We start from the raw sequence: 26,314 nt of genomic DNA, 5'->3' as shown, positions 1-26,314 counted from the left end.
GAATCAGCAATGGCTAATCAGAAAATCATTGTCGTCGGCGGCGGACTCGCGGGTCTGATGGCGACGGTCAAGGCGGCGGAAGCCGGCATGCGGGTCGATCTGTTCTCGCTCGTGCCGGTCAAGCGGTCCCACTCCGTATGCGCCCAGGGCGGCATCAACGGAGCGGTTAACACGAAGGGCGAAGGCGACTCCCCATGGGAGCACTTTGACGATACGGTATACGGCGGCGACTTCCTGGCGAACCAGCCGCCGGTCAAGGCCATGTGCGAAGCGGCGCCGGGCATCATCCACCTCATGGACCGGATGGGCGTTATGTTCAGCCGCACGCCGGAGGGCTTGCTCGACTTCCGCCGGTTCGGCGGCACGCAATACCACCGTACGGCGTTCGCGGGCGCGACGACCGGCCAGCAGCTGCTGTACGCGCTGGACGAGCAGGTCCGCCGCTGGGAAGTCGCGGGTCTCGTCCAGAAGTTCGAGCATTGGGAATTCACGTCCGTCGTCGTCGACGACGACGGCGTCTGCCGGGGCATCGCCGCGCAGGACCTGCGCTCCATGGATACGGTCACGTTCCGCGGCGACGCGGTCATCCTGGCGACAGGCGGCCCGGGCATCATTTTCGGCAAGACGACCAACTCGGTCATCAATACCGGCACGGCGGCTAGCGCGGTGTACCAGCAGGGCGTTCATTACGCCAACGGCGAGTTCATCCAGATCCACCCGACGGCCATCCCGGGCGACGACAAGAACCGCCTCATGAGCGAATCCGCGCGCGGCGAAGGCGGACGCATCTGGACGTACAAGGACGGCAAGCCTTGGTATTTCCTCGAGGAAAAGTATCCGGCCTACGGCAACCTCGTGCCCCGCGATATCGCGACGCGCGAGATTTTCGCGGTGTGCGTCGACGAGAAGCTCGGCATCGACGGCGAGAACAAGGTGTTCCTCGACCTCTCGCACAAGGATCCGAAGGAGCTTGACGTCAAGCTCGGCGGCATCATCGAGATCTACGAGAAGTTCACGGGCGACGATCCGCGCAAGATCCCGATGAAGATCTTCCCGGCGGTTCACTACTCGATGGGCGGATTGTGGGTCGATTATAACCAAATGACCAACATCCCGGGTCTGTTCGCCTGCGGCGAAGTCGACTATCAATATCACGGCGCGAACCGTCTCGGCGCGAACTCGCTGCTCTCGGCCATCTTCGGCGGCATGGTTACGGGCCCGAAGGCAGTCGAGTACATCAAGGGCCTCAAGAAGTCGGCCGACGACGTATCCGAGTCCGTATTCGAACGCGAGCGCTCGAAGCAGGCGAATAAGTACGAATCCATCCTCAAGATGGACGGCAACGAGAACGCCTACGTCCTGCACAAGGAGCTCGGCGAGTGGATGACGAACAACATGACCGTCGTCCGTTTTAACAACCGTCTCGAGCAGACGATCGGCAAGATCAAAGAGCTCAAGCAGCGATATCAGAAAATCAACATTAACGATACGGCTCGCTGGAACAATGCAGGCGTCGCCTTCACGCGCCAGCTGTGGAACATGCTGGAGCTGTCCGAGGCGATGACGGTAGGCGCCCTGCTGCGCAACGAGAGCCGCGGCGCGCACTACAAGCCGGAGTTCCCGGACCGCAACGACGAGGAGTTCCTGAAGACGACCAAGGCGACCTGGACGTCGGAGGGCCCGCAGATCTCGTACGAGGACGTCGACACGTCCCTGATCAAGCCGCGGGTTCGCGACTACTCCTCGAACAAGAAGAAGGAGGGCTAACCGATGGCAGATACTGCTACCGCGACCGCCAAGCGCACCGTCAAATTCATCATCAAGCGTCAGGAAAAGCCGGACGCCGCTCCATATACGGAGGAATTCGAGATTCCGTACCGTCCGAACATGAACGTCATCAGCGCGCTGATGGAGATTCAGCGGAACCCCGTCAAGGCGGACGGATCCAAGACGACGCCTGTCGTCTGGGAGTCGAACTGTCTCGAAGAAGTATGCGGCGCCTGCTCCATGGTCATCAACGGCAAGCCGCGCCAAGCGTGCTCCGCGCTGATCGACAAGCTCGAGCAGCCGGTTCGCGTCGAGCCGATGTCCACGTTCCCGGTCGTACGCGACCTGGTCATCAACCGCGAGCGCATGTTCAACGCGCTTAAGAAGGTCAAGGCTTGGATTCCGATCGACGGCACGTACGATCTCGGACCGGGCCCGCGCATGGCCGAGACCAAGCGTCAGTGGGCGTACGAGCTGTCCAAGTGCATGACGTGCGGCGTTTGCCTCGAGGCTTGCCCGAACGTCAACGACCGATCGAGCTTCATCGGCCCGGCGCCGATCTCGCAGGTTCGCCTGTTCAACGCGCACCCGACGGGCGAGATGAACGCGCACGAGCGTCTCGAGGCGCTCATGGAAGACGAGAGCGGCATCGAAGGCTGCGGCAACTCGCAGAATTGCGTGCGTTCTTGCCCGAAGGGCATTCCGCTAACGACGTCGATCGCGGCGATCAACCGCGACACGACCAAGCATATGTTCAAGCGCTGGCTGAGCTTCTGATTCAAGCTCGCGGGGTACCCGGAGTCGCGCCGATTAACGTCGGCCGCTTCCGGGTATTTTTTTTGGCGTTCGGGGCTTAATGAAGCGCTGCCAATTAAGAATGATGGACAATGGGCGGGGGCTGGCGCCTTCTATCGTACGGGTACAGGGATATTTCTCCTTTCGCTACGGCATACTGATTCTGTTGCGCGCATTTTTGACGAACGTTCTCAATTTGAGATCATAACGATAGGAAATCATTATTTTAATGTCGCAAACAAATGCTTTATAATCATGGAGGATAAGCGATACCGCTATGCTCGATAATTAACTTTTATAGAAGACCGAGGGATCACACAAATGGCGAATGGCGAGCAAGACCATCAGAACCCATGGGCGAAGTACTACGGCCCGAACCTTGGCTACATCGAAGAGCAATACGAACTGTACCTACGCGATCCGGAGTCGGTCGCGCAGGAATACCGCGAACAATTCAAAGCGTGGGGCGAGCCGCCGCGCTCGGTCCGGAGCCCAGGCGCTTCGGCGCCGGGTGCGGCTGTCGCCGTGGACGTGCGACAGCTTCGCAACGCGGTCTTAGCGGGCAAGCTCGTCTGGAATGTCCGCGCCTACGGGCATCTGGTTGCGGACATCGATCCGCTGGACATCGGCCCCGTCGCTTCGTCGAAGGTGCTGGAACCCGAGACTTACGGCCTGACGTACGCCGATCTCGCCGCATTGCCGGCGGACCTCGTCTGGGAAGGCGCGCCGGCCGGCGTGTCGAACGGAGCCGAGGCGATCGCCAAGCTCAAGGAAGTCTACGGAGGCACGATCGCCTATGAATTTAGCCATATTGCCGACGAAGAAGAGCGCCAATGGCTGAACAACTTTGCCGAGCAGCGGGTGCCCGCACAGCAGCTGAGCGCAGCCGAGCGCGCCGAGCTGCTCAAGCGCCTGCTTGAAGCCGAGCTGTTCGAGGACTTCCTGCAGAAGACGTTTATCGGCGTCAAGCGCTTCTCCGTCGAGGGCAACGATGCGCTGATCGCTTTGGTCGACCGCATGGTGCAGGACCTCGCCGGCGAAGGCGTCGGAGACATCGCGATCGGCATGGCGCACCGCGGCCGCCTGAACGTGCTTGCGCACATTTTGCAAAAGCCTTTGACGAAGATTTTCGCCGAATTCCAGCACTCCGCATCGAGCGGCAAGAAATCGCCGACCGAGGGGACATTCACGTTCGAGCCTGGCGGCACCGGCGATGTGAAGTATCACCTTGGCGCACGCCATGTTATGAAAAACGCCCATGGCGGCGAGACGCGCGTCGTTCTGGCGAACAACCCGAGTCACCTCGAGTACGTCAATCCGGTCGTGCAGGGCTTCGCGCGCGCCGCGCAGGACGACCGTACGCAGCGTGGCTACCCGAAGCAGAAAATGGATATCGCGGCTTCCATCGTCATGCACGGAGACGCTGCGTTCCCAGGCGAAGGCATCGTCACCGAGACGATGAACCTGAGCACGCTGCGCGCCTACGGCATCGGCGGCACGATTCACGTCATTGTCAACAACAAGATCGGGTTTACGACCGACAGCGTCGACTCCCGCTCGACCCAATATTCGAGCGATCCGGCCAAAGGCTTCGAGATTCCGATCGTTCATGTCAATGCCGACGATCCCGAAGCCGTGATCGCGGTTGCCCGCATGGCGGTCGCATACCGCCAGCGCTTCAAGAAAGACTTCCTGATCGACCTGATCGGCTTCCGCCGTCATGGCCACAACGAGACGCTCGATCCCGAGCCGACGCAGCCGACCGTCTACAAGAAGGTCAAGGCGCATCCCGGAGTCAGCCGCGTATACGCCGACCGTCTCATCAAGGAAGGCAAGCTGACAGAGGCGCAATTCGAGGAATCGAAGAATGGCGTTCTTGCCGTTTTCAAGGAAGCGTACGAAGAAATGAAGAGCCTTGAGGATCATCACGAAGGTGCTCAGTCCCACGCGGTCGAGCAGAAGACGACTGCTGTAGCCGCGCCGACGAACGTGCCGTTGGCGAAGCTGCGCGAGCTCAATGACGGTTTGCTCAAATGGCCCGAAGGCTTCAAGCTGTATCCTAAGCTGCAGAAGATACTCGAGCGCCGCGCAAGCGCGTTGAACGACGGCGAGAAGATCGATTGGAGCCACGCGGAGACGCTGGCGTTTGCTTCGATTCTCGCGGACGGACGCGCGATCCGGATGACCGGCCAGGATGCCGAGACCGCGACGTTCGCGCAGCGCAATCTGGTGCTGCACGACTACGAGACGGGCGATATCTTCTGCCCGATGCACGCGCTGCCGCAAGCGAAGGCATCCTTCGCGCTGCACAACAGCCCGCTGTCCGAGTCCGCAGTTCTCGGCTTCGAATACGGCTACAATGTTTATTCGCCCGAAACGATGGTCCTCTGGGAAGCGCAATTCGGGGACTTCGTCAACGTAGCCCAAGTGCTTATCGACCAATTTATCTCTTCGGGACGGGCCAAGTGGTCCGAGCGTTCGAGCCTGGTCATGCTGCTGCCGCATAGCTACGAGGGACAGGGACCCGAGCATTCCAGCGCCCGCCTCGAACGCTTCCTGCAGCTGTCCGCCGAGGACAATTGGACGGTAGCGAACCTGTCCAGCGCCGCGCAGTATTTCCATCTGCTGCGCCGTCAGGCATCGATCACCGGCACGGACGAAGCCAAGCCGCTCGTGATCATGACGCCGAAGAGCTTGCTCCGCAACCCGCGCGCCGCTTCGCCGGCAGCCGAGTTCGGCGAGGGCGGGTTCAAGACGATCCTCGAGCAAGCGGGTCTCGGCGCGAAGCCGGACCGCATAGAACGCATTGTACTTTGCTCGGGCAAAGTGGCAATCGACCTGGAGGACGCGCTGACGAAGGATAAGGACAGCAACAAAGATTGGCTGCATATCGTCCGCGTGGAGCAGCTGTATCCGTTCCCTGCGGAGGAGATCAAGAAGGTGTTCGCTCGCTTCCCGAAACTCAAGGAAGTCGTCTGGACGCAAGAAGAGCCTCGCAATATGGGGGCGTGGACCTATATGGAATCCCGCATCCGCGAGATCGCGCCGTCCGGCGCGGAAGTCAAGTATATCGGCCGTCCGGACCGTTCGAGCCCCGCTACCGGGTTCGCGGACGTACACGCGGACGAGCAGAATTATATCGTGACGCAATCTTTGAAGCAGAGTCCGACGTTGACTCACAATCTGGGGAGGTAAGCCGCAGTGGCAGATATTCTAGTACCGGCAATGGGCGAATCGATTACGGAAGGCACCATTTCGCGATGGGCCGTCAAAGCAGGCGATAAAGTAAGCCAGGGCGATCTGCTGCTCGAACTCGAAACAGACAAGGTTAACCTGGAGATCAGCGCCGAACAAGCGGGCGTCGTCACCGAGCTGCTGTTCGGCGAAGGCGACACCGTACAGATCGGCCAAGTCATCGGCCGAATCGCCGAAGGCGAAGGCGGAGCGGCGGCTCCTGCGGCCGCGCCTGCCCCTGCGGCAGCTCCGGCTCCTGCAGCAGCTCCGGCTCCGGCTGCGGCTCCTGCAGCGTCCGCGCCTGCTGCCGTGCCTTCCGCCGGGCAACCGTCCGCGACGCCGGCAGCCCGCAAGCTTGCTCGCGAGCAAGGCATCGATCTGAGCCAGACGCCTGCACGCGATCCGCTCGGCCGTATTTATCCCGAGGACGTACGCGCAGCCGGCTCCCAGCCTGCCGCTTCCGCGCCAGCTGCTCCGACGGCACCTGCTGCCAAGGCGCCTGCAACTGCGGCTTTCCAATCGGCCAAGCCGTATGAGCGCAAGAAGATGTCCCGCCGCCGCCAGACGATCGCGACTCGACTCGTCGAAGCCCAGCATACGGCTGCGATGCTCACGACCTTCAACGAAGTCGACATGAGCGCGATCCTCGACGTTCGCAAGCGCCGCAAGGATGCTTTCAAAGAAAAGAACGAAGTCAATCTGGGCTTCATGTCCTTCTTCACCAAGGCTGTCGTTGGCGCGCTGAAGCAATATCCGCTGCTGAACGCAGAGATCGACGGAGAAGACATCATCGCCAAGCAATTTTACGATATCGGCATCGCCGTATCCGCGAAGGAAGGCCTCGTCGTACCGGTCGTTCGCGACGCCGACCGCCTGAGCTTCGCCGAGATCGAGCGCTCCATCGCCGATCTGGCCGTCAAGGCGCGCAATAACGCGCTTGCGCTGTCCGACCTGCAAGGCGGTACGTTCACGATCACGAACGGCGGCGTATTCGGCTCGCTGCTCTCGACGCCGATCCTGAACGCACCGCAAGTCGGCATCCTCGGCATGCACAAGATCCAGCACCGTCCGATCGCGGTTAACAACAACACCGAAGTCGCGATTCGTCCGATGATGTACATCGCGCTCTCCTACGATCACCGTATCGTGGACGGCGCCGAAGCTGTTCGCTTCCTGGTCGCCGTGAAGGAAATGCTCGAAGATCCGGAAACGCTGCTGCTGCAAGGCTGATCGGTTTAACGCTCTTAGCCCCGCTTAATTTAAGCGGGGCTTTTTGCTTTTTAAGCGAGATGTTCCCGTTCCTGCGGCTAATTTCCTGCTTTAAGACACACCATTTTCAGCCATTTGAACGGTATCCCCTTCACACAGGGGACGTGGGCAAGGTCAGGGAGGAACGTTTTTTTCCTAAGGATTAAAGGGTTCAATGCTATACGGTTAGGTCGAAGTGATTGGTGGATTTAATTTTTCTTGGATCGATATGGGCGGTTGGATGGAGCGTATATGGATAGGCTATCAAAGAATCCAGTAGCTACCTTTGGTTTAATGTTGGCTCCCTGAATGAATGGGATAGCATGAAAATGCGTTAGGGGGTACTGGCTTCCTGAACGAAGGGGATGTCGTAACAATGCGTTGAGGTTCACATGTTCCTGTGCGAAGGGGATATCCTATCAATGCGTTAAAGTTCACTTATTCCTGTTCGAAGGGGATATCGTTAAAACGCGCCGAATCGCAGCAAATGATACATTCATCATCCTGCAAAAAGCGCAAAATAGAACGCCCGCGATCGCGAGCGTTCTTTTACGACTGTATTTAAGCTTTGGTTGCGCCGTTTGCGGCAGCTTCGAGATAGGCTTCCAGCGTGACGCCCTGCTTCATGATTTGTTTGGCCGCGTCCTTGCCGACGTAACGCACGTGCCACGGTTCGTATGAGTAACCCGTCACGTCTTCTTCGCCTTCGAGGAACCGGATGATGAAGCCGTACTCTGCGCAGTGCGCGGCAAGCCATTTGCCTTCTTTGGTGTCTCCGAACTTGGGCTCAAGCTCGAAGTTCGCGCTAGCGCTGGACACATCCATCGCAAGGCCGGTTTGGTGCTCGCTCTGTCCGGGCCTTGCGCTCGTCCGGTTCGCGACCTCTTCGCCCTTCAAGTCCGCGTTGCGGCTGAAGATCGATTTTTGCGTCGCATAGGAGCGATAGCCGGATACGGCTTTTAGCGTAATTCCGTCTTTTTCAGCGCCCGCGAACAGTTTTTCTAGCGCGCGAGCAGCGGTCTTCCTCATTTTCTGCTTGGGCGAATCTCCGGAAAACGAAAATTCGACATCCGGCTTGACCAGATCGTCCGGTGCATAAGTGGAGGAAAGCTCCCGCTTTTTATTGACCAGAACAAGCATGCTTTCGGGATTCGTCACGGTGGCTACGCCATTTTTGCCCACCTCGATCGTCTTGTCCGGCGCATTGAGCTGAAGCAGCGCGTCCAAGCTGTCCGAACCGGCACTGCCTTCTGGCTCATCGGAGGCATCCGAAGGCTTATCGGACGATTCGGGCGTTGCCGTTGAAGATCCGTCGGGGTCGGCGTCCTCGGACGGCGATGGGGAATCCGTAGACGGCGTTGCCGTGTCCGAAGGTTCCGCGCTTGGCGTCGCTTCGCTCGTGCCCGTATCTCCGGAACTGCCCGAAGGTGAGGCTATAGCCGATGCGGTCTCCGTGACGGCCGGCGGCGCGGCGCTTTGCTGCTTATCCGTTCCTATGATATCGTCCGCTTTCCATATAACGACCGCGACGACAGCGCCCGCGATCAGCCATCTTCCTATTTTCATTTCTATATCCCTCCCGATTCTACTGATTTAGACGTTCATAGAACTAGAATTGTTTCGACAAACTCCGCAAATGGGCAAATGAAATCGGCATCAGGAAAAATCTTCGTAAATTAACGAGAACAAATGTTCTATTTTGGGTTGTATAATGGGAATGTCAGGCTCCTACATAGATGAGAAGGAAATACGCTGCGGTTAAAGGAGGATGGGAATGGGCGACGAGTTGACCTTGTTCGCAGAATTTAGACAGCGGCTGACGCGAGCCGCCTGGCGCATGCAATATCGCAATCGATCCAGATTGAACCGGGAACTCGCGATCGCCGCGGCCGAGCGAACCGATATGGGCGAGCCTGCGGATCAGGCGATATCCATGCTTTTCGTGCAGGAGGTGCTGCTGGCGATTCCATCGTATCCAAGCAGAACCGTCATGCAGAAGCTGATCGTGGACGGGAAAACAGAACGCGAAGTATCGCGCGAACTGGGAATCACGCAACAGGCGGTGAACAAATGCAAACAGCGAGCGGTCGCGGCGCTCCGCCGACAAATGAGCAGCTCCGCCAACTAGTACAGGCCGCCGGGTATGGAGACCAAGTCGCCAAGCTGCGGATTATCGACTTTTTCGAACAAGAGATCGACGATCTATCGCGCTTCATGCGCATGCCGCGGGATGAAGCGAAGCAGGCGCTGAGACTCGAGCTGCTGGAGCTGATTCGGCTTAAAGCCGAGGAGATGGCGGCGGGCGGTCGGTGCGCGGAGCCCCAAGCCGCTTATGCTGCCGCAAATAACATTTAAGAGGAGAAGGATCGACGATGGAATATCGGAAATTTATGCGCGGCAGCGTCCCGGAATTTCCGAGGGGGACCAGGTTCCCCGAACGTCTCGCGCTGAGGAGCGGGGACGAGGAAACCGAATTGTCATGGCTACAGCATACGGCATCAGGCGCGGTCGTGTTCGTGATGAGCGCGGGATGCGAGGCTTGCGACTTGGATGCGGCGGTTGGATTCATGGAAGAGCGTCCCGAGCTTGACTATCTGCTGCTCGCGGAGGCGAGCGAAGCCGAACACGAATTGCTCGCTAAGGAACTTGCTCCGTTCCCATGCCGCGTCGAGCGATGCGAGATCTCGGCTGTCGCAGAACGAACGCCGATCAAGATCATCCCTTTTATGATCGTATTGGATCGCGATGGCTTCGCAGTTGGATCGGGCTTGTTCAATACGACGCTGGATGCAGCCGCCCATGCCCGCTCGCTGGGCGCGAACGGCAGAGCCGTCGAAGCCGGCGTCTGATGAGCAAAATCGCGCGCATCGCACGGGATGCTTTGGCGTCCGCCTGGCGGATCTATCGCTTCGACAAAGCGGGCGTGCTGCTCTCGGTATCCATGCTGACGGGCAATGCGCTGCAGTCCTACGGGACGCTCGCCCTTACGGCGCAAACGGTCAATGCCGCGGTTGGGGGCGATGCCGCAGCCTTCATACCGCCGCTAGCCGCGCTTGCGGGCCTCCAGTTGCTAGGAGCGGGACTGAACGCCATTTCCTCATACCGAACGTCCCGAATGCAGCTGGCCTACGCGAACGCTTGCGAATTGCAGCTGATCGAAGAGAACGGCGCGCTCGCTTTGGCAGAGCAGGAGCACCCGCAGTATGAGGAACGGCTTGCCTTGCGGCGATTCGCAGCAACGAAGCCGTTCGAGATGTACGCGCAGGTCGCTCAACTGCTGACGAAGCTGGCGACGGCGATCCTCGGATTCCGTTACTTGTCTGGCGTGCACCCCGCCGTAGGCGCGCTAGCCTTCGCGGTCGGATGCCTGAAGGGGGGTCTGCACCTGATGCTCGTGAACCGCAAGACAATGCTGAACGGGGAACTTCATCGCGCGTCGGTTCGTCCTTCGTATCTTTACGGACTGCTGACTGGGTCGTCGTCGCAGAAGGAATTGACGGTGTACCGCTCGCGATCTTATTTCAAAGCCCGGTGGCTGTCCGCCAAGCGAGTCTCGGACGGGATTCTGTCCCGCATCCAACGGATGCAGCTGTCGGCGGGCTTCGCGGGAGAGGCGATATCCGCCGCGGGCTATGCGGCAGCCGCATGCGTCGCGGCCTGGACCGTCCGCGAACGCGGGCTCGGAGCAGGCGACTTCATGGCCGTCACGATGGCCATGAGCCTCATCTCTTCCAACCTGTCGTCCGTCTTGCAGAGCTGGGCGGGAGTCGAAGAGACGCACGCCTATCTGTCCGGAACCGGGGAGCCGGATTTACCCGCGCGGGGTTCCAAGGAACGGTTGAATGAAAAACATGCGTTGGAAGGCGCTGCGCTTAGCTGCGCGCCGCCGCAAAAAGGTGCGAGCGAAGGCGGCGGGGGCAAGCCTTTTGTCTTCGCCAAGGCGATCGCCCTTCCGGCGCTGCGGTATACGTATCCGAACCGGGACAAGCCTGCGCTCGAGATCGGGGAGCGGCACATCAGCCGGGGAGAGAAAATCGCCATCTTGGGCGGCAACGGCTCGGGCAAGTCCACTTTGCTCAAGATCGTGCTCGGCTTGTACGTGCCTGAAGGAGATCCCGTCCGCTATGATGGCATTCCTGTAGGCGCGATCGACCGAGACAGCATGTTTGAGCGCGTTCAGGTGCTGTTTCAAGATTTCATCCGCTATCAAGGAACGGTGCGGGAGAACATGGCAGCAGGCAATGGCGATGCGCTTAAGGACGACGCCAGACTGCGCGCAGCGCTGACGGCATCGGGCCTCGGCGAGCTGGCGGACGGACGCGGTCCGGATACGCCGCTCGGCCAGATGGATGGGCGCTCGATTTATTTGTCGGGCGGTCAGTGGCAGAAACTGGCCTTGTCAAGGCTGTTCCTGCATCCCGACGCCGATCTCGTCGTGTTGGACGAGCCGACGTCTGCGCTGGATCCGCTTAGCGAGTCCGCCGCGATGAACGGAATCTGGAGGTTGTTCGCGGACAAGACCGTGTTGCTCGTCACGCACCGCGTCGCGCTGGCCAGACGGGCGGACCGGATATGGGTGATGGAAGAAGGACGCATCGAAGAAGACGGCAATCACGAGACGCTGCTGGCGCTCGGCGGGCGTTACGCCCGCGTCTGGTCGGAGCAGGAGGCGCTGCACGAACGACTAACTTCGTTAAGGAGCGGATAACGATGAGCTTGAGACTAAAATCTGGCGAACGAACGCCGATCGTCCTGCGGCCCGGCACGACGATTCCCGAACTAAGGCGGGCAGGCGCTCCGGGACCGAACGGAGAGCCGCGGCTATTGGTATTCGCGTCGCTTCACTGTGCCGATTGCATCGAGCTGTTTCCGCATCTGGCCCATACGAGCGCCAGCCTTCCGGAATATCGGCTTCTGCTGCTGGTCGCGGGAGATCCGCGCGACGTTCGCGAGATGTCGGACTACTTCGAATGGACGTTCCCGGTGTTCCCCGTGAACGCCAGGGAGATGCACGACGTGCTCGGCGTGCGAACTTACCCGCTGGCCGTTTTCGAGCTCGGCGACGGGAAGGTCGCGCGAGCCGCCGCCGTCCACGACGATCGCGAGATCAGGCGGTTGGCCGAAGGATTGCTATTGAAAGGAGGTGATAGACATGGCTTGCACATGCCCGACGAACTACATCCTTGACGGCGAAATTCCGCAGTACACGTACTGCGTCGCCAAAACCTGCTCCGCAAACGGCACGACGTATCCGAAGGAATACTGGATCAACAAGACGGTCCAATGCACCAATACGGCGGCGCCTTACGACGTATCGTACGTGAATTGCGATCAGCAAGGCGGATGCTGCGTTTAACGACGCGCCGGGAGCCGGGCGAAAAGCCCGGCTTCTTGTTTTTTCCTGCAATCATAGCCGAGAGGGGGACTAGAGCGATGAACTGGGAATATGAAGCCGCTTGGTTGTGCGATTATGCGCTGGCCGTCGTCTTTGCCGCTTCGGCATGCGGCAAGGCGCAAGCCATGACGGACCTGCGCATGGAGATTAGCGCATACGGGCTGGTGCCGTCGCGCCTCGAGCCGACGGCCGCTTGGACGGTGCTGGCTATGGAGTGGGCGCTTGCGGCTGCCTTCGCTGCCGGCGGTACGCTGGAGGGCTTCAAGGAGCCAGCGGCGATCGTCGTTCTGCTGGGCATGACCGGGTTAAGCTGGCGCCGTCGACGTGCTGGGAATGAGATAAAAGGAGCGGGCGGAGCGGACAGCTGCGGATGCTTCGGCGCGAATCATCCGCTAAGCCGACGCCCGCTGCTGCGCAACGCGATATTCATCGCGGTCGCGGCAGCCGGTTGGATCGTTGAACGGCCGGCGCCGTCCGGCACGGGCTTTGCGGCGTTTGCGTTAGCCGTCGCGTCCGCGGTGTGGCTGCTTGATGCGCGCAAGCTGCAAAAGGAATCAGGCGAATGGAGGGCCGGCGATGAGCAGGTTACCGGATGAGGCGATCGCGATTTTGGCCGGCGCGATCGCCGCTTTGGCATGGCTGTCGTACCGCCGGTCCGCGAAGACGAGATATAACTTGCTGCGCGAACTGTTCGAGCGGACGGCCGCCGTCGCGGGCTTCGAGCCCGAAGCCGTGCTCGTCGTGCAGCCCCAGACCGGCGCGGAAGCGGCATTCGCGGCGCAGATTCATCGGGCGCCGCGAAGCTGGCATGTCGTTCTGGTCGGCCCTGCCTGGCTGGCGGCGATGAAGAGCGCCGCATGGCGCAGGCCGGTGAGCGGGATGGATATTTTGCCGTTCGGGAAGGGAGCGCTGAAGGAGCGCGCATATCTGGCGATCCGAAGAGGCCGACGCTTTGAGCTTGTCCACGAACTTCTTCCCTATATGGAGAGGCTGGGATCGTCCTGGCCTGAGGTCGGGGTCGAATCCCCTTCCACAGCCGCTGATGCCGCTTTGGACCGACTGCTACAATGAAGCAAATGGTTCGGAAAGCGAGGTTGCTTCTTTATGAATCCCAATTCGATAAAATCCAATCCGCGCGCAAGCGCTTATGCGGCCTGGAAGCTGCAGCTCGGCCTGCTGCCGCTTGGCATAACGGCCTTCGTCCTGACGCTGACGGGAATCACGCTCGGTCTGAGCCTGGCGATCGTCGGCATCGGTATCCCGATTTTGGCGGGTACGTTGGCCTGGAGCGCCGCGCGCATGAGGCGCGAGCAAAGACGCTGGAATGCCTGGCAAGATGGCGGACAAGCGCAGGACGAGCCGTATCCCGCGCATCAGATTTCGCAAGGCGTAGAATCCGGCTCGGCCCGCGCTTCATGGAAGTCCTGGTTCCGGTCGCTGGGCAATCCGCTCGGCTACCGCGCAGCCGCGCATCAACTGCTCGGGTTTCCGATCCGCATCGCGCTATTCGTCATCTCGCTGACGGTGCCGCTGTCCGTCTTCGCGGTCATGCTGGCGCCCGCCGCTTACAAAGTGAGCGACTATCTGTACGGCTACGTCCTGTACGACGATACGACGATGCGGATGCTGCTCCCGCCGCTGTCTCCTTTCGAACGATCGCTCGTCGTCTCCGGGATCGGCGTCGTCCTGATGCTGTTCGTACCGGCGCTGCTTCGGGCTTGCGGACGCATTTATGCCGCCTGGCTCGCCTTCTTTGCTGGCCAGCCCGAGATCTCGCCGCCCGCGGAAACGGGCCAACCGGTTCAATCGCCTGCCATGCCCGTCGCCGAAGCGGCGGGGGATTGGCTCGCCCGCGCCGAAGCGGCGATCAGCCGCTACGACGAAGACGCGCGTCATGCCCAGACGCCGCAGGCTCACTGACGCGCAGCGCAAAAGAACGCAACAAGAAGAGCAGCCCCGCCGATGATCTCGGCTTCGGAGCTGCTCTTTTTGATGCGGCGATGAACCTACATCCATTTTTCTCCCCAGTTCTGGATGGACTCGATGACGTCCTCCAGATCCCGGCCTTTGTCCGTCAGTTCATATTCGATGCGCACCGGCATCTCCGGGTATACGGTACGCTTGACGAGTCCGCTCGATTCAAGCTCTTTCATGCGATCCGTGAGCATCTTGTCGCTCATATCCGGAATTTGCTCCTTCATGTCCTTGAAGCGCTTCGGACCGCCCATCAGCACGCGAACGATGAGGCCCGTCCACTTCTTGCCGAGCAATTCGGCAGCATGCTCGTATTTAGGGCACATTCTGGAGTAGTCCATGCGGCTCACCCCTTTCGTCCCTTTATTTTAACATACTGAGCTCTAAATGAATAGAAGAAACAATATAAATGTATTTTACTAAATAAAAGTTAGTTTAAGCGGTTAAGCGGATCCTTGCGATCAAATGCGAATCAGAACGAGTCCTCCAAGCAAGCAGATCAAAGCCGCATATTGGGGGATTGACAGCCTTTCGCGATAAACGGCGAGCGAGAGAATGACGACCACCAGACTGTTGGCGGCAAAAATAGGCGCGACGAGATGCGCCGGTCCGCGAGCCAGCGCGACGGCATAAAGCTGCAAGCCGCCATAGGAAAACGCGCCTGCAGCGAGCCCCCACCGGAAGCCGATGCCGGCGGCGCGGGAACGAGCTTCTACGTGGGCGCTCGCTCGCGAATCGGGGGCATGACGGCCGTTCCTACTGGAAAGCCAAGCGGCAGACATGAACCACAGCAAGGACAGCAAGTAGCCGGCCCACAGCACGTTGGCGCCGTCCAGTCCGATGCGGTCCGTCACCTTCAAGCCGCCGTTGCGCAGCACGAACAGGCCCATCGCGGCCAGCGCGAGCGGGTACCAGCTGCGACCTGCGATCCGCGGCGCCGCAGAGCGGGCACCGGTCGTCGTCCCGGGTCCGCTCCGCAGTGACAAGAGCGCGATGCCCGCCAGCAGCCACAGCGCGCCGAGGAGGCCCGTGGCGTGCGGCGTCTCGTCGAACCAGACGATGCCAGCGGCCATAACGATGACGATATTCGCGTTCGTGAGCGGAGAGACGAGGCTGGCCGGCCCGCGCGCGAGCGCGCGCATGAACAGCAGGTTGCCCCAGGCGGAGCCCAGGCCGATGACCGCGCCGGCGGTCCAGACGCGCCAATCGAGCGGCTGCCAGGCGCGGGTGAGCAGCGCTTGGATCCAGAAGCCCGCGGTGCCAGAGGCGTACAGGCCGATTAAAAGCGAAGACAGCGCGCCGCCGCGCATCTGGCTCGCCTTCATGAAGAAGCCGGCCAGACCGAAGGCGAGCGCGCTGAGGACGGCGACGGCAAACCAATGCAAGCGGCGTGCTCCTCCCTGCGGCTAGCGCGATCCGATAACGAAATCGTCTTTGTAACACAATTGCAACATTGCTGTTACCGGCGTGTCTTGGACGTCGGTTACAATAACGACCAAGACCCCCTTTTTCATATCTTTGAAGGCCCGCCAGCGGTGGCGGGCCTCTTTTTTTGTCCGCGCAGCTTCCGAATGCCGGAGGGAAGCGAACGGCGAACCCTTTGGACCCGTTACAGCGGCACGACGACTTTTTGCTTCTGCCGGAAATAAACCCAGCGCTTAAAGCCGATTTCCTTAAGCCGGCTGCGCACCTGCTCCCAATCGTCGCCGACCCGTTCGGGAATATGGGCGTCGGAGCCGAACGTCACGTCCGCGCCAAAATGGAGGGCTCGCTCGAGGATGGCGTCCGACGGATACCAGCCGCCGACGTCCTTGGTGCTGCCGCTCGTGTTGATTTCCAGGGCAATATCGTTCGCCGCGACCGCTCTGAGCGCTTCGTCGATATCTGCCTCGGCGCCGCGAATGTCGGAGAATGCGGGGTGATAGGCCTTCATCGCGTCGATATGGCCAAGCACCTGGAACATGCCGGCATTCGCGGACTCGGTGATCAGCTTGTAATAGAGCTTCTTCTCGGCCGTATGCTCGGACCTGTCAAGCTGCTTCCACCGGTTGCGGTTGAAGATGCTGATGCCGCGCGTCTGATGGACCGAGCCGATGAGATAATCGAATGGATACGGCGCGTAGGCTGCCCGGTAAACCTCGACGCTTTCCGGAAAGTAATCCGATTCGACGCCGAGCAGCACCTCGATTCGATCCTTGTATTTGTCCTTGAGGCGCAGCACCTCCGCGACGTAGTTCGGGAACTCGCTCTTGGCCATGGCGATGCCGGGCTGGTACCGGTCTTCCTCGCGGGCGAAGTACGGGGAATGGTCCGATATACCGATCGCCGTCATGCCCGCCCGGATCGCGGCTTCGATATAATCCTCGATCACGCCGGAAGCGTGTCCGCAGCGCTCGTGATGCGTATGCAAATCGAATTTTTCCATGGGATTCCGCCTCCTCAAGATCGACCTATACCTTTATATTTATCCTTATTCGCTGCCGGTGAATTGATCCTCCGGCATGCCCTTCAAGTCGTTGAGGAATTGCTTCATCGCATGACTGACATAGCGGCCGGACTTGGTGATGACGCCGACGGGATGGCTGACTTCGAGCTCCTCGACCGCGATCATCTTCAGGGTGCCCCTGCGGAGCTCGCTCGCGATCGACAGCTTGGACACGATGGCCGCGCCGAGATTCAGCTCCACCATCCGCTTCACCTCTTCGCTGCTGCTGAGCACCATGACGGGATTCGGCTCGATGTGATGCTCTCTGAAAATCCGGTCGACGAACCTGCGGCCGAGCGTGTCGGGAGACAGCAGGATCAAAGGGACGTCTCTCAACATGCCTACGGTGACGCGGTTGCGGGATGCGAGCGGGTGGCCCGGCGCGACGACCAGCTCGAACGTATCGTAGTAGAGCACCGAAGTCTCGACATGCGCGCTTCGCTCTGCCAGGTAGCCGATGCCGATATCGACGAAGCCGTTCTCCACGCTGGTCAGCACTTGGGAGGACGGCATCGTATGGATCGTCGTCTTGATAAGCGGGTATTGGTTTTGAAAATAGGAAAGAACCCGCGGAAGAATCTGCATCGCGATGGAAGTCGTCGTGCCGAGCACGATATGGCCTTGGGGGTTCTGGTCCAGATCGGACAGCTTCTGCCTCAGCTCTTCGACGATGGATAAGATGCGCTGGGCGTGCTCGAGAAATACCTGACCGCGGTCGGTAAGCGTCACGGGATGGTTCCGATCCACCAGGATCGTCTTGAATTCGTCCTCCAGGCTCTTGATCTGGGCGGACACGGCGGGCTGCGTCAGGTTCAGCGCTTCGCCGGCTTTGCGGAAGCTGAGCGTCTTCGAGATCGTCAGCAGCGTCTCCAGTTGGTTGATATTCAATCCTGTCACTCCATCCTATTTGAATAATTTATCGACAGGAGTGCACGAATAAGAAGTTTTTCTAACCTTCACTTATTATAGAAGGAATCCGACGGGTAAGCAAAGGGAATGGAGCAAAGATTAAGCCTTGCAACTTACTCAAATTTGAGTATAATCGATTTGAAATCCAATTTGCGAAATAAAGAAAGAGGGAGCTATCCTACCATGGATGCTAAAAAAAGCAATGTGAAGCTCGCGATCGCGGGGCTTCTGCTCGGCCTGTTCATGGCCGCGCTCGACCAGACGATCGTATCCACCGCGATGAAGACGATTATCCAGCGTCTAGGCGGTCTGGACAAGTTCATCTGGGTGTACTCCGCCTACATGATCGCCATGGTCGTCGCCACGCCGATCTTCGGCAAACTGTCCGACATGTTCGGCCGCAAGCGGTTTTTCCTGCTTGGCGTTACGCTGTTCCTGCTAGGCTCCATCCTGTGCGGCACCGCGCAGAATATGGACCAGCTGATCATTTACCGCGCGATCCAGGGCATCGGCGGCGGCGCGCTCATGCCGATCGTATTCACGATCATCTTCGATCTGTTCCCGCAGGAAAAGCGGGGCAAGATGATGGGGCTCTTCGGCGCCGTGTTCGGCATGTCGAGCGTATTCGGACCGATCCTCGGGGCCGTCATCACCGACAATATCAGCTGGCGCTGGATTTTTTACATCAACGTGCCGATCGGTATCCTGTCGTTTTACTTTATCCTCCGCGCTTACCACGAATCCGCGGCGCGGCGCAAGCAGAGCATCGACTGGCTCGGCGCGATCCTGTTGACGGCCGGCGTCCTGTCGCTCATGTTCGCGCTGGAGCTCGGCGGCTCCGACGGCTGGGCATGGGACTCGTTCAAGACGATCGGCCTGTTCGTCGCCTCCGGCGTGCTGTTGATCCTGTTCCTGATCGCGGAGCGCATGGCCAAGGATCCGATCATCGCGCTCGGCCTGTTCAAGAAGTCGCTGTTCACGAGCAGCATGATGATCAGCTTCCTGTACGGCGGCGTTATGATCGCATGCGCGACTTATATTCCGCTGTTCATTCAAGGCGTCTTCCACAAGACCGCCACCCAGACGAGCCTCGTGCTGACGCCGATGATGATCGCGGTCGTCATCAGCAGCCAGGTCGGGGGACTGGTCGCCGGCAAGTTCCGATTCCGGACGACGATGGTCGTCTCCTCGATCGTGCTCGCGATCGGCGCTGCGCTGCTCGGCTTCGCGATGGACCTGACGACGGGCCGCGGCATCATCACGCTGTATATGATCGTCGTGGGCCTCGGGATCGGCGTGTCGTTTTCCCTGCTCAACATCTCGACGCTCGGCTCCGTGCCGCCTCAGTATAAAGGCTCCGCGTCCTCGCTGATCACGTTTTTCCGGACGATCGGCTCGGCGCTCGGCATCACCGTGTTCGGCGCCATCCAGAAGCATGCCTTCCAATCCGACGTGCTGTCGATGCCGGGCTCGAGTCCCGAGCTGGCGGCTCAGATCAAGAGCGGTCAGGCGCTGCTCGATCCGGCGGTGCAAGCGGTCATGAAAATTCCCCAGGACGTTTTGCAGAAGCTGCTGAACGAGCTCGGCGATTCCATCATCACGACCTTCCAGTGGGCTGCGCTGCTGCCGGTTCTGGCCTTCGTGTTCGCCCTGTTGATGGGCAAGGCGCGCATGGCGCCTTCCAATGCGGGCAAGCCGGACGCTCCGAACGCGAGCAAGCCGGAGGGCGCGCCGGAGCGCGGCTGACGCCATGTCCATGAAGCTGCTCATCCTCGGCATCTTGATGGAGAAGGACCGGCACCCGTACGAGATTCGCCAGACGATGACCAATCGCAGCTGGAACCATGCGTTTAGGCTGCGCGACGGCTCTCTGTACTATGCGGTGGACCAGCTTCGCGATCACGGCTTGATCGAAGCGGTCCATACCGTCCCCGTGCCGGGCGAGCATCGTCCGGACAAGACGATCTACCGCATCACCGAGGCGGGCCGGCAGGAGTTCGACAGGCTGATGTACGCCCAGCTCGAACAGCCCTCGTATCCGCAGCATCCGATGATGATGGCGATGCCTTTTTTGCGACTTGCCGACCAAGCTCGCGTCGCTGAGATCGCCGGCCGGCAGCTTGCGGCTTGCGAGGAGCGAATCGCCTCGCTTGAGCAGGCGCTGGCTGTCAAGGCAAGCGGGATTCCGGCGAGCGCGCTGCGGATGATCGAAGGCATGCTCGCCTTCGGACGCGCGGAGCGCGACTGGCTGGAGACGATCATCGACGAAGCCAGGAGCGGCGCGTACGATCAAGAGCGCGATCCATCGGGCGGATGGAGACGCAAGGCTCGCCCGCCCGCTCCGCCGACGCAAGATTGAATCGGAAATGAATAAACGAAAAGAAGCCTGCCGTTGCGCCGAGGGCGCGCTGGCAGGCTTTTTCGGTTCGGGCCGATCGTCGCTGCGGCGGCAAGTCCGTTTTTAAGCGATTATTCGGCGGCCTCCGTCGACGACCTCAACCTGCTCGCGACCGAGCTTCGTTCGGCCATCGGCCGATTCGAGCTTGGCGAAGCGGACGCCGCGGCGACGATGCCGGCGCAGGAATTTTAAAGGCACGAAGGAGATGCGCCCCGCCCGCGTCGAATTGATGAGGAGGCATAAATTCGACAGAAGAGGGCGATGCGGTGCTGGACGATAAAAAAGCGATACGCGCGTGGATGATGTACGACTGGGCGAACTCATCGTTTGCGACGACGATCATGGCGGCGGTCATGCCGATCTACTACGCCGGCGTCGCCGCAAGCGGACTGGAAGACGGCAGAGCGACGTCTTACTGGGGCTTCACGCAGACGGCCGCGGCGATCGTCATCGCCGTGCTGTCGCCGCTGCTCGGCGCGATCGCCGACCGTTCGGGTGGCAAAAAGCGGTTTCTGGGTTTTTTCTCGCTCTTGGGCGCGGCGGCTTGCATCGGCATGGCGTTTATCGGCGAAGGCGATTGGATCGCGGCTTCGGCGCTCGTCGTCGTCGGCATGATCGGGTTCGGGATGGGCGGCACTTTTTACGATGCGCTGCTCAACGACGTCGCTTCGCCCGCCATGCGGGAGCGCGTCAGCGCGAAGGGCTTCGCGATGGGCTATCTGGGCGGCGGCGTGCTGCTCGCGATCAATCTGGCGCTCATCATCGGATGGAAAGCTTTCGGCTTCAAGGATTCGGCCGGCGCTTCGCAGGTTTCCTTCGCGATGGTCGGCGTCTGGTGGGCGCTTTTCTCGCTGCCGCTCTTTAAGCATGTGCGCGAAGCGAAGGGCATGCCGGGCGGATCGGCGGCGGACAGCGTGCGGGAAGGACTCGCGAGACTCGGTCAGACTTTCCGCAGCATCCGGCGCTACCCCGAGCTGTTCAAGTTTATGGTCGCTTACTGGTTTTTCTTCGACGGCATCAATACGATCATCGTCATGGCGACCAGTTACGGCACCGACATCGGTTTGGATCAAAACGCGTTGATCGGCGCGCTGCTGCTCACGCAGTTCGTCGGATTCCCGGCGACTTGGCTGTTCGGACGGCTGGCGGACCGGATCGGCGGCAAAAAAATGCTGTACGGCGCGCTGTCGGTGTACGTGGTCATCGTGCTGCTGGGCTATCTCATGACGAACGAGTATCATTTCTTCGCCTTGGCGCTGCTCGTCGGACTCGTGCAGGGCGGCGCGCAATCGACGTCGCGGGCGATCTACAGCCGGCTCATCCCGCCGGGGCGCACCGCGGAGTTCAACGGCTTCCTCAGCTTCACGAGCCGGTTCTTCTCTTTCGGCGGTCCGCTCGTGTTCGGCATCGTCGGCGTGCTCACCGGCTCGAGCCGCGCGGCGCTGCTCGCGATCGCGCTCTTTTTCCTCGTCGGCATCGCGCTTCTCTCCCTGGTCAAGCTGGAGAAGGGCTGGCGCGAAGCGTCGGAATAGCGAAGCAAGGCATGTTTAAGGCTTAGATGACCGGCTCCGCGAAGGTGATCCGGGCGCTGCCGCAGGGCAGGCCGGTCTCGTAGGAAACGTTGCCGACGAGCGATTCGAAGCCGGCCTTCGCTTCTTCGGCTTCGCCGGCGCTCCCGGCGCCAATCCAGCGAAGCCCGGCGGCGAGCGTGAGCTTGCCGTCATCGAAGGCTTCGTCCCAAAGATCGTACACGCTCTCGTGCCGCAAGCGCGTCCGGTCGACCGGGTCGATCCAGCCGCTGCGTCTCGCGTTCAGGACGTCCCAAGGCGGGATGGCGCGGGGCGGCGAAAAAGGGGCGAGCATCCCGAACGTCAATTTTCCCTTCCACCCGCGAGGATCAAAGAAAAGGCGATGCGCGCCGACGAACTGCCGCACGGACGCATCGAGCATGCCGGCGGTCAGCTCGCCGGCGAGACCCGGATAGTGCTTGCAGGACAGAGCGTACAAAATGTCGGCCATGCCTCCGGGGAGCTTCCCGCCCGTGTCGATCTCATTCGATACGGGCGTTTTTCCCGTTTGAATGCCAGCCCGGCGCCACATGACGACCGAATCCATGGCGGTCTCGAATCGTTGATGCTTCCATTTGCCGAAGCCGGACAGGCTGAAGACATAGGGATGCACGTGCCGGTCCAGCACGTGATGCAGCAAAAAGCCTGCGGCGTACGCCTCGGCCTCCGAATCTCCGGCGCGGTGGCGCGTCGCTTCGAATAAGTCGATGAGGAACGGTCCGCACGACACGTTGTGCAGCAGGCTCCCTAACCGGTTGGCCGGCGTGCGCGAACGCTGCCAGGGCAGGTAATGGTCGTAAAACAAAAAATCCGGACCCTGGCAGCCGAGCTGAAAAGCGGTACGCTGCGCGGGATCGGTTAAATAAGGGAGCCGAAGCGCTTCTGCTAGTTCTCGGCCGAATTGGACGTGCGCCCATAGGTTTGGCATGCGGGATCCTCCGTAAGTTCTGCGGAACTGCGACTAATGATTCCGTTTTTTAGGTATTTTTCGACAGGGTCTTTTGGCCCATTATCGTTCAAAAGTACCGCGATTTAACGAAAATAAGTATACTTGTCCTACTTATTTAAGTATAATGATGGCAACGAGGCAAGAGAAGCGGTATTTTGTCGAAACGACGCGCAGACAACGAGTTCCGGCGGTACAGAATCGGCTCGCAAGGAGGCATCGCTCGCGAATGAAGGCTGAATATATCAACCCATTCCTGGAATCGGCCCGTATGGTCATCGAGCAAATGGTTCAGATTCGGCCCAGCACCGGCCAGTTGGCGGTGAAGGACATCCAGTTCGTGGACAATCACGTGTGGATACAGATCGGGCTCACGGGCCATATGAGCGGCGACATCGTATTCGGCTTGAGCGAATCGGTCGCGCTGAAGATCATATCCGCGATGATGGGCGGGTTCGCCATCACGGAGATCGACGAGATGGGCAAGAGCGCCATCTCCGAACTGGGGAACATGATCAGCGGCAACGCATCGACCATTTTGTTCAACCAAGGCGTCCATGTCGATATTACGCCGCCGCGAGTCGTTCATTCGATGCGCGAGAGCCACGGGGAGACCCGCCGCGCGCTGGCGGTGCCGCTCATCATGGACGGGATCGGCGAGATGGAGATACAGGTATTGATCGCTTGATTCGCGCGGAGCCTGCATCCGGGGCGGCGCGACATATCGCCGTACCGCTCGATATGCTACAATAAGGAAGCCCCGCAGGGGGCTTTTTTTTAACGCTTAAACGCAATTGAAAGGCGCATTTCGGATAAAGCGCCGATAAATCGTCCCGCTGCGTCCGGATGTTCGATTCTGCCGGCGGCGGAGAAGGGGAATGGCCATGTCTTCCATAGACCTGCGCGGCCGGATCGTGCTGTTGACCGGCGCCTCGAGCGGGATCGGCGCGCTGACGGCGCGGATGCTCGCGGAGCGAGGCGCGGTGCCGGTGCTGGCAGCCCGTTCGGCGGACAAGCTGGCCGCCGTGTCGGCCGGGATCCGGGGCGAGCATGCGGTTTTCGGCTGCGACGTGCGGAGCGCGGTGTCCGTCGACGAGACCGTCGCGCGGACGCTCGAGCGTTACGGGCGCATCGACGCGCTGGTGAATAACGCGGGATACGGGGATTTCCTTCCCTTCGAAGAGACGGACTTGGCGCGGTTTGAAGCGATGATGGACGTCAATTATATGGGTACCGTGCGGTTTTGCAAGGCTGTGTACCCGGCCATGAAGCGGGCCGGGGCCGGTCACATCGTCAATGTGGCCTCGATCGCGGGCAAGATCGGGACGGCCAAGGCGACGGGGTATGCCGCCTCGAAGCACGCCGTGCTGGGCTTTACCAACTCGCTCCGGCAAGAGCTCCGGGGCAGCGGCATCCGTATTTCAGCGCTCAATCCGGGGCCGATCGATACGCCGTTTTTCGACCGGGCGGATCCCGGAGGCACTTACAAGCGCAACATCCGGCGTTTTTTGATGCAGCCGGATACGGTCGCGAAGGCATTGGTGCGGCTGTTGGAGACCGGCAAGGCGGAGCGCGATTTGCCTTGGGTGTCCGCCGCCGGCGCGAAGCTGATCCAGCTATTCCCGGTGCTGACGGCGGGCGTCGCCGCCCGTCTGCTCAACAAGAAATGACGCAGCGCCGATCGGCGCCGCCGCAAAGGAGAATGAAAATGTCGGAAGAACAAATAGAACGACAGGAAGATCGCGAGGCTGCATCGGTCAGCGAGCGGCCGGAAGACAATGCGGCCGTGGAGCGCGTCGAAGAAAGCGTAGAAGCAACTGTTGGAGGAAGCGCCGAGTTCGAGGAGAGGCGCACGTTTAGCGCGCTCGGGCTTGGGGCGGAACTGACCGGCGCGCTGGCCGCGGCAGGCATCCTAGAGCCGACTTCGGTGCAGGCGGGCGTCATTCCCGAGCTGCTCGCCGGCAGGGACGGCGTGCTGCGGTCTCCGACGGGCTCGGGCAAGACGCTGGCATACCTGCTGCCGCTGCTGCAGCAGGTCGATCCCGCGAAGCGCGAGACGCAGGCCGTGGTCATTGCGCCGACGCAGGAGCTGGCGATGCAAATCGTGCGCGTGTCGGAGAAGTACGGCGAGCCCCTAGGCGTCAAGACGGTCGCCTTGATCGGCGGTGCCGCGCTGTCGAGGCAGCTGGATCGCATGAAGGGCAAGCCGGCGATCGTCGTCGGCACCCCGGGCCGGATTCGCGAGGTCGCCTCGCTTCGCAAGCTGTCGCTCCATGCGGTCAAGCATGTCGTCGTCGACGAGACTGATCGCGTCTTTTCGCTGGGAGGCAAGAGCGATGTCGAGTTCGTGCTGAAGGGCGCCGCCAGAGACAAGCAGACGGTATTCGTGTCGGCCACGCGCTCGGATACGATGCGAGCCGCAGAGGCGAAGTGGCTGCGCGATCCGTGGGAGACGACGGTCCGCCTGGAGCAGGAGCCGGGACTGCCGCAGACGATCGAGCATCTGTACCTGGTCAGCGACCCGCGGGACAAGATCGATCTGGTACGCCGCCTCGTGCGCACGATGAAGCCGGCTTCGACGCTGCTGTTCGTGAACGACATCGAGCGGATCGGCGAGCTGCTCGCGAAGCTTCGGTTCGAAGGCTTCGCGGTTGACGCGCTGTACGGCGACACGCCGGGACGGGAGCGGGGAGAAGTGCTTCGCAAGTTCCGCGAGGGGAAAACAAAGCTGCTGGTCGCGTCCGACGTGGCCGCTCGCGGTCTGGACGTGCAAGAGCTCGCGCTCGTGCTGCAGTTCGAGCCGGCGCTCGACGCGGATCACTACGTGCACCGCGCGGGTCGCACCGGCCGGATGGGACGGAGCGGGACGTCCATCACGATCGTGACGCCCAAGGAGCAGTTCATCATGGACAAGCTGGGCAAGCAGCTGCGTATCGAGATTCGCGAGCGACGCCTCGCGCACGGGAAGCTCGAAGGCGTGAAGGGCGAAGGGAAGCGTGAAGCGAGGGACGAAAGGTCCGGGCCGCGAGGGAAAGGCGCCCCTGGCGCCCCGGCGAAAGCTGTCGGCGCTGTGCAGGCTCGCGGCAGGGCGGAAGCGGACGGCACGGCGGCGCCTAGACGTACGCTGGGGGGCCGGGCCGCGGAGGCCGGTTCGAAGAAGGCCGGGATTGGGCCACATGCTGGAGCCAAGCATCAAGCCGGCGCGATAGGCGGCAAGCCGGGAGCAGTCGCCCGCGGATCTGCCGGCGAGCGGAGCGGGGAGCAGGCGCGTACGCAAGCTACAGGCGCGAATGCCGGTAACGCGCGGCGGGAAGCGGGTTCTGCGAGCGTGCAGAAGGCGGGGAAAGGCGGCGGCAAAACGGCGCCGCCCGCGCGTCCGGCCGCGAAGGGCAAGGTCAAGCAGGATCGGGAGCGCGACAACAAAAATAAAGGGGCGCCGCGCTGGCTGAAGGAAAAACGGGCGAACAATGCCCCGCCAACCGAATAAGCGCGCCTCCGGGCGAACGGGACGATGCGGCTGCTCACGCCGCATCGTCCTATTTTAGCGCGCCAATAGGCCTGCAGTGATCGAAACGCAGCGTAGCTCCAGACAAGC

Annotated in this window: 26 protein-coding genes; 20 read left to right on the top strand and 6 right to left on the bottom strand. The window is 60.9% G+C overall.

Going from position 1 to position 26,314, the window contains the following annotated elements; genetic code table 11:
• Positions 1-9 precede the first annotated feature (9 nt).
• From sdhA to odhB, 4 genes are all read left to right on the top strand, one after another.
• A complete protein-coding gene (gene sdhA / locus BM235_RS05885) occupies positions 10-1,767 on the top strand; it encodes a succinate dehydrogenase flavoprotein subunit (RefSeq protein ID WP_090110477.1) in 1,758 nt (585 codons plus the stop codon).
• 3 nt (positions 1,768-1,770) lie between these two features.
• Positions 1,771-2,544: a succinate dehydrogenase iron-sulfur subunit gene (gene sdhB, locus BM235_RS05880; protein ID WP_090110475.1), complete on the top strand. Its 774-nt coding sequence runs from the start codon at positions 1,771-1,773 to the stop codon at positions 2,542-2,544.
• 339 nt (positions 2,545-2,883) lie between these two features.
• A complete protein-coding gene (locus BM235_RS05875; protein ID WP_090110473.1) occupies positions 2,884-5,757 on the top strand; it encodes a 2-oxoglutarate dehydrogenase E1 component in 2,874 nt (957 codons plus the stop codon).
• A gap of 6 nt (positions 5,758-5,763) precedes the next feature.
• Positions 5,764-7,026: a 2-oxoglutarate dehydrogenase complex dihydrolipoyllysine-residue succinyltransferase gene (gene odhB, locus BM235_RS05870; RefSeq protein WP_090110471.1), complete on the top strand. Its 1,263-nt coding sequence runs from the start codon at positions 5,764-5,766 to the stop codon at positions 7,024-7,026.
• 579 nt (positions 7,027-7,605) lie between these two features.
• Here odhB and BM235_RS05865 read toward each other — a convergent pair.
• Entirely contained in the window at positions 7,606-8,610 is a 1,005-nt protein-coding gene (locus tag BM235_RS05865; RefSeq protein WP_090110469.1) for a M15 family metallopeptidase, read from the bottom strand.
• A gap of 208 nt (positions 8,611-8,818) precedes the next feature.
• Here BM235_RS05865 and BM235_RS05860 point away from each other — a divergent pair, with 208 nt between their 5' ends.
• The 9 genes from BM235_RS05860 to BM235_RS05830 all read left to right on the top strand — a co-directional run bounded on the left by BM235_RS05860 (position 8,819) and on the right by BM235_RS05830 (position 14,359).
• On the top strand, positions 8,819-9,172 hold the full coding sequence (locus tag BM235_RS05860) for a sigma-70 RNA polymerase sigma factor region 4 domain-containing protein (RefSeq protein WP_090110467.1): 354 nt from the start codon (positions 8,819-8,821) through the stop codon (positions 9,170-9,172).
• Positions 9,115-9,399, top strand: a complete 285-nt coding sequence (locus tag BM235_RS31595) for a helix-turn-helix domain-containing protein (protein ID WP_110468941.1) — start codon at positions 9,115-9,117, stop codon at positions 9,397-9,399. The genes BM235_RS05860 and BM235_RS31595 overlap by 58 nt, the downstream gene beginning before the upstream one ends.
• Before the next feature lie 17 nt (positions 9,400-9,416).
• Entirely contained in the window at positions 9,417-9,893 is a 477-nt protein-coding gene (locus BM235_RS31965; protein ID WP_158543894.1) for a hypothetical protein, read from the top strand.
• A complete protein-coding gene (locus BM235_RS05855; protein WP_158543895.1) occupies positions 9,893-11,752 on the top strand; it encodes an ATP-binding cassette domain-containing protein in 1,860 nt (619 codons plus the stop codon). The genes BM235_RS31965 and BM235_RS05855 overlap by 1 nt, the downstream gene beginning before the upstream one ends.
• Before the next feature lie 2 nt (positions 11,753-11,754).
• The gene (locus tag BM235_RS05850; protein WP_090110463.1) at positions 11,755-12,231 is read left to right on the top strand and encodes a TlpA family protein disulfide reductase; all 477 of its coding nucleotides are present in this window, start codon (positions 11,755-11,757) and stop codon (positions 12,229-12,231) included.
• The gene (locus BM235_RS05845) at positions 12,197-12,400 is read left to right on the top strand and encodes a hypothetical protein (protein WP_090110461.1); all 204 of its coding nucleotides are present in this window, start codon (positions 12,197-12,199) and stop codon (positions 12,398-12,400) included. Before BM235_RS05850 ends, BM235_RS05845 begins: the two co-directional genes overlap by 35 nt.
• A gap of 77 nt (positions 12,401-12,477) precedes the next feature.
• Positions 12,478-13,035 carry a MauE/DoxX family redox-associated membrane protein gene (locus tag BM235_RS05840; RefSeq protein WP_090110459.1) on the top strand — a complete coding sequence of 186 codons (558 nt, stop codon included), beginning with the start codon at positions 12,478-12,480 and terminating at the stop codon, positions 13,033-13,035.
• Positions 13,016-13,510: a hypothetical protein gene (locus BM235_RS05835; RefSeq protein ID WP_090110457.1), complete on the top strand. Its 495-nt coding sequence runs from the start codon at positions 13,016-13,018 to the stop codon at positions 13,508-13,510. Before BM235_RS05840 ends, BM235_RS05835 begins: the two co-directional genes overlap by 20 nt.
• A 33-nt stretch (positions 13,511-13,543) precedes the next feature.
• Entirely contained in the window at positions 13,544-14,359 is an 816-nt protein-coding gene (locus tag BM235_RS05830) for a sensor domain-containing protein (protein ID WP_090110455.1), read from the top strand.
• A gap of 86 nt (positions 14,360-14,445) precedes the next feature.
• On the opposite strand, the gene BM235_RS05825 is transcribed toward BM235_RS05830, so the two are convergent.
• The 4 genes from BM235_RS05825 to BM235_RS05810 all read right to left on the bottom strand — a co-directional run bounded on the left by BM235_RS05825 (position 14,446) and on the right by BM235_RS05810 (position 17,786).
• Entirely contained in the window at positions 14,446-14,754 is a 309-nt protein-coding gene (locus tag BM235_RS05825; protein ID WP_090110453.1) for a winged helix-turn-helix transcriptional regulator, read from the bottom strand.
• 120 nt (positions 14,755-14,874) lie between these two features.
• Complete coding sequence (locus BM235_RS05820) at positions 14,875-15,798, bottom strand: EamA family transporter (RefSeq protein WP_090110451.1); 924 nt, start codon at positions 15,796-15,798, stop codon at positions 14,875-14,877.
• A gap of 224 nt (positions 15,799-16,022) precedes the next feature.
• Positions 16,023-16,838, bottom strand: coding sequence for a histidinol-phosphatase (locus tag BM235_RS05815; RefSeq protein WP_090110449.1), 816 nt, complete (start codon positions 16,836-16,838; stop codon positions 16,023-16,025).
• Between the two features lie 45 nt (positions 16,839-16,883).
• The gene (locus tag BM235_RS05810) at positions 16,884-17,786 is read right to left on the bottom strand and encodes a LysR family transcriptional regulator (RefSeq protein WP_090110447.1); all 903 of its coding nucleotides are present in this window, start codon (positions 17,784-17,786) and stop codon (positions 16,884-16,886) included.
• 204 nt (positions 17,787-17,990) lie between these two features.
• Here BM235_RS05810 and BM235_RS05805 point away from each other — a divergent pair, with 204 nt between their 5' ends.
• The 4 genes from BM235_RS05805 (at position 17,991) to BM235_RS05790 (ending at position 21,737) form a co-directional block, all read left to right on the top strand.
• Entirely contained in the window at positions 17,991-19,553 is a 1,563-nt protein-coding gene (locus tag BM235_RS05805; protein ID WP_090110445.1) for an MDR family MFS transporter, read from the top strand.
• Positions 19,554-19,557: 4 nt separating this feature from the next.
• Positions 19,558-20,166 carry a PadR family transcriptional regulator gene (locus tag BM235_RS05800; protein WP_158543896.1) on the top strand — a complete coding sequence of 203 codons (609 nt, stop codon included), beginning with the start codon at positions 19,558-19,560 and terminating at the stop codon, positions 20,164-20,166.
• A gap of 33 nt (positions 20,167-20,199) precedes the next feature.
• Entirely contained in the window at positions 20,200-20,397 is a 198-nt protein-coding gene (locus BM235_RS05795; RefSeq protein WP_090110441.1) for a hypothetical protein, read from the top strand.
• Between the two features lie 74 nt (positions 20,398-20,471).
• A complete protein-coding gene (locus BM235_RS05790; RefSeq protein WP_369803476.1) occupies positions 20,472-21,737 on the top strand; it encodes an MFS transporter in 1,266 nt (421 codons plus the stop codon).
• A 22-nt stretch (positions 21,738-21,759) separates the two neighbouring features.
• Here the strand turns inward: BM235_RS05790 and BM235_RS05785 are convergent, their stop codons facing one another.
• The gene (locus BM235_RS05785; protein WP_090110439.1) at positions 21,760-22,701 is read right to left on the bottom strand and encodes a zinc dependent phospholipase C family protein; all 942 of its coding nucleotides are present in this window, start codon (positions 22,699-22,701) and stop codon (positions 21,760-21,762) included.
• 247 nt (positions 22,702-22,948) lie between these two features.
• On the opposite strand from BM235_RS05785, the gene BM235_RS05780 reads away from it, so the two are divergent.
• From BM235_RS05780 to BM235_RS05770, 3 genes are all read left to right on the top strand, one after another.
• Positions 22,949-23,407, top strand: a complete 459-nt coding sequence (locus BM235_RS05780; protein WP_090110437.1) for a chemotaxis protein CheX — start codon at positions 22,949-22,951, stop codon at positions 23,405-23,407.
• Positions 23,408-23,612: 205 nt separating this feature from the next.
• Positions 23,613-24,389, top strand: coding sequence for an SDR family NAD(P)-dependent oxidoreductase (locus tag BM235_RS05775; protein ID WP_090111060.1), 777 nt, complete (start codon positions 23,613-23,615; stop codon positions 24,387-24,389).
• A 38-nt stretch (positions 24,390-24,427) separates the two neighbouring features.
• Entirely contained in the window at positions 24,428-26,206 is a 1,779-nt protein-coding gene (locus BM235_RS05770; protein WP_158543897.1) for a DEAD/DEAH box helicase, read from the top strand.
• Positions 26,207-26,314: the final 108 nt, after the last annotated feature.

The organism is Cohnella sp. OV330, from assembly GCF_900112065.1.
Lineage (GTDB): Bacteria > Bacillota > Bacilli > Paenibacillales > Paenibacillaceae > Cohnella.
The sequence above is the reverse complement of the archived record's forward strand: the minus strand, read 5'-3'. Positions and strand labels throughout refer to the sequence as shown.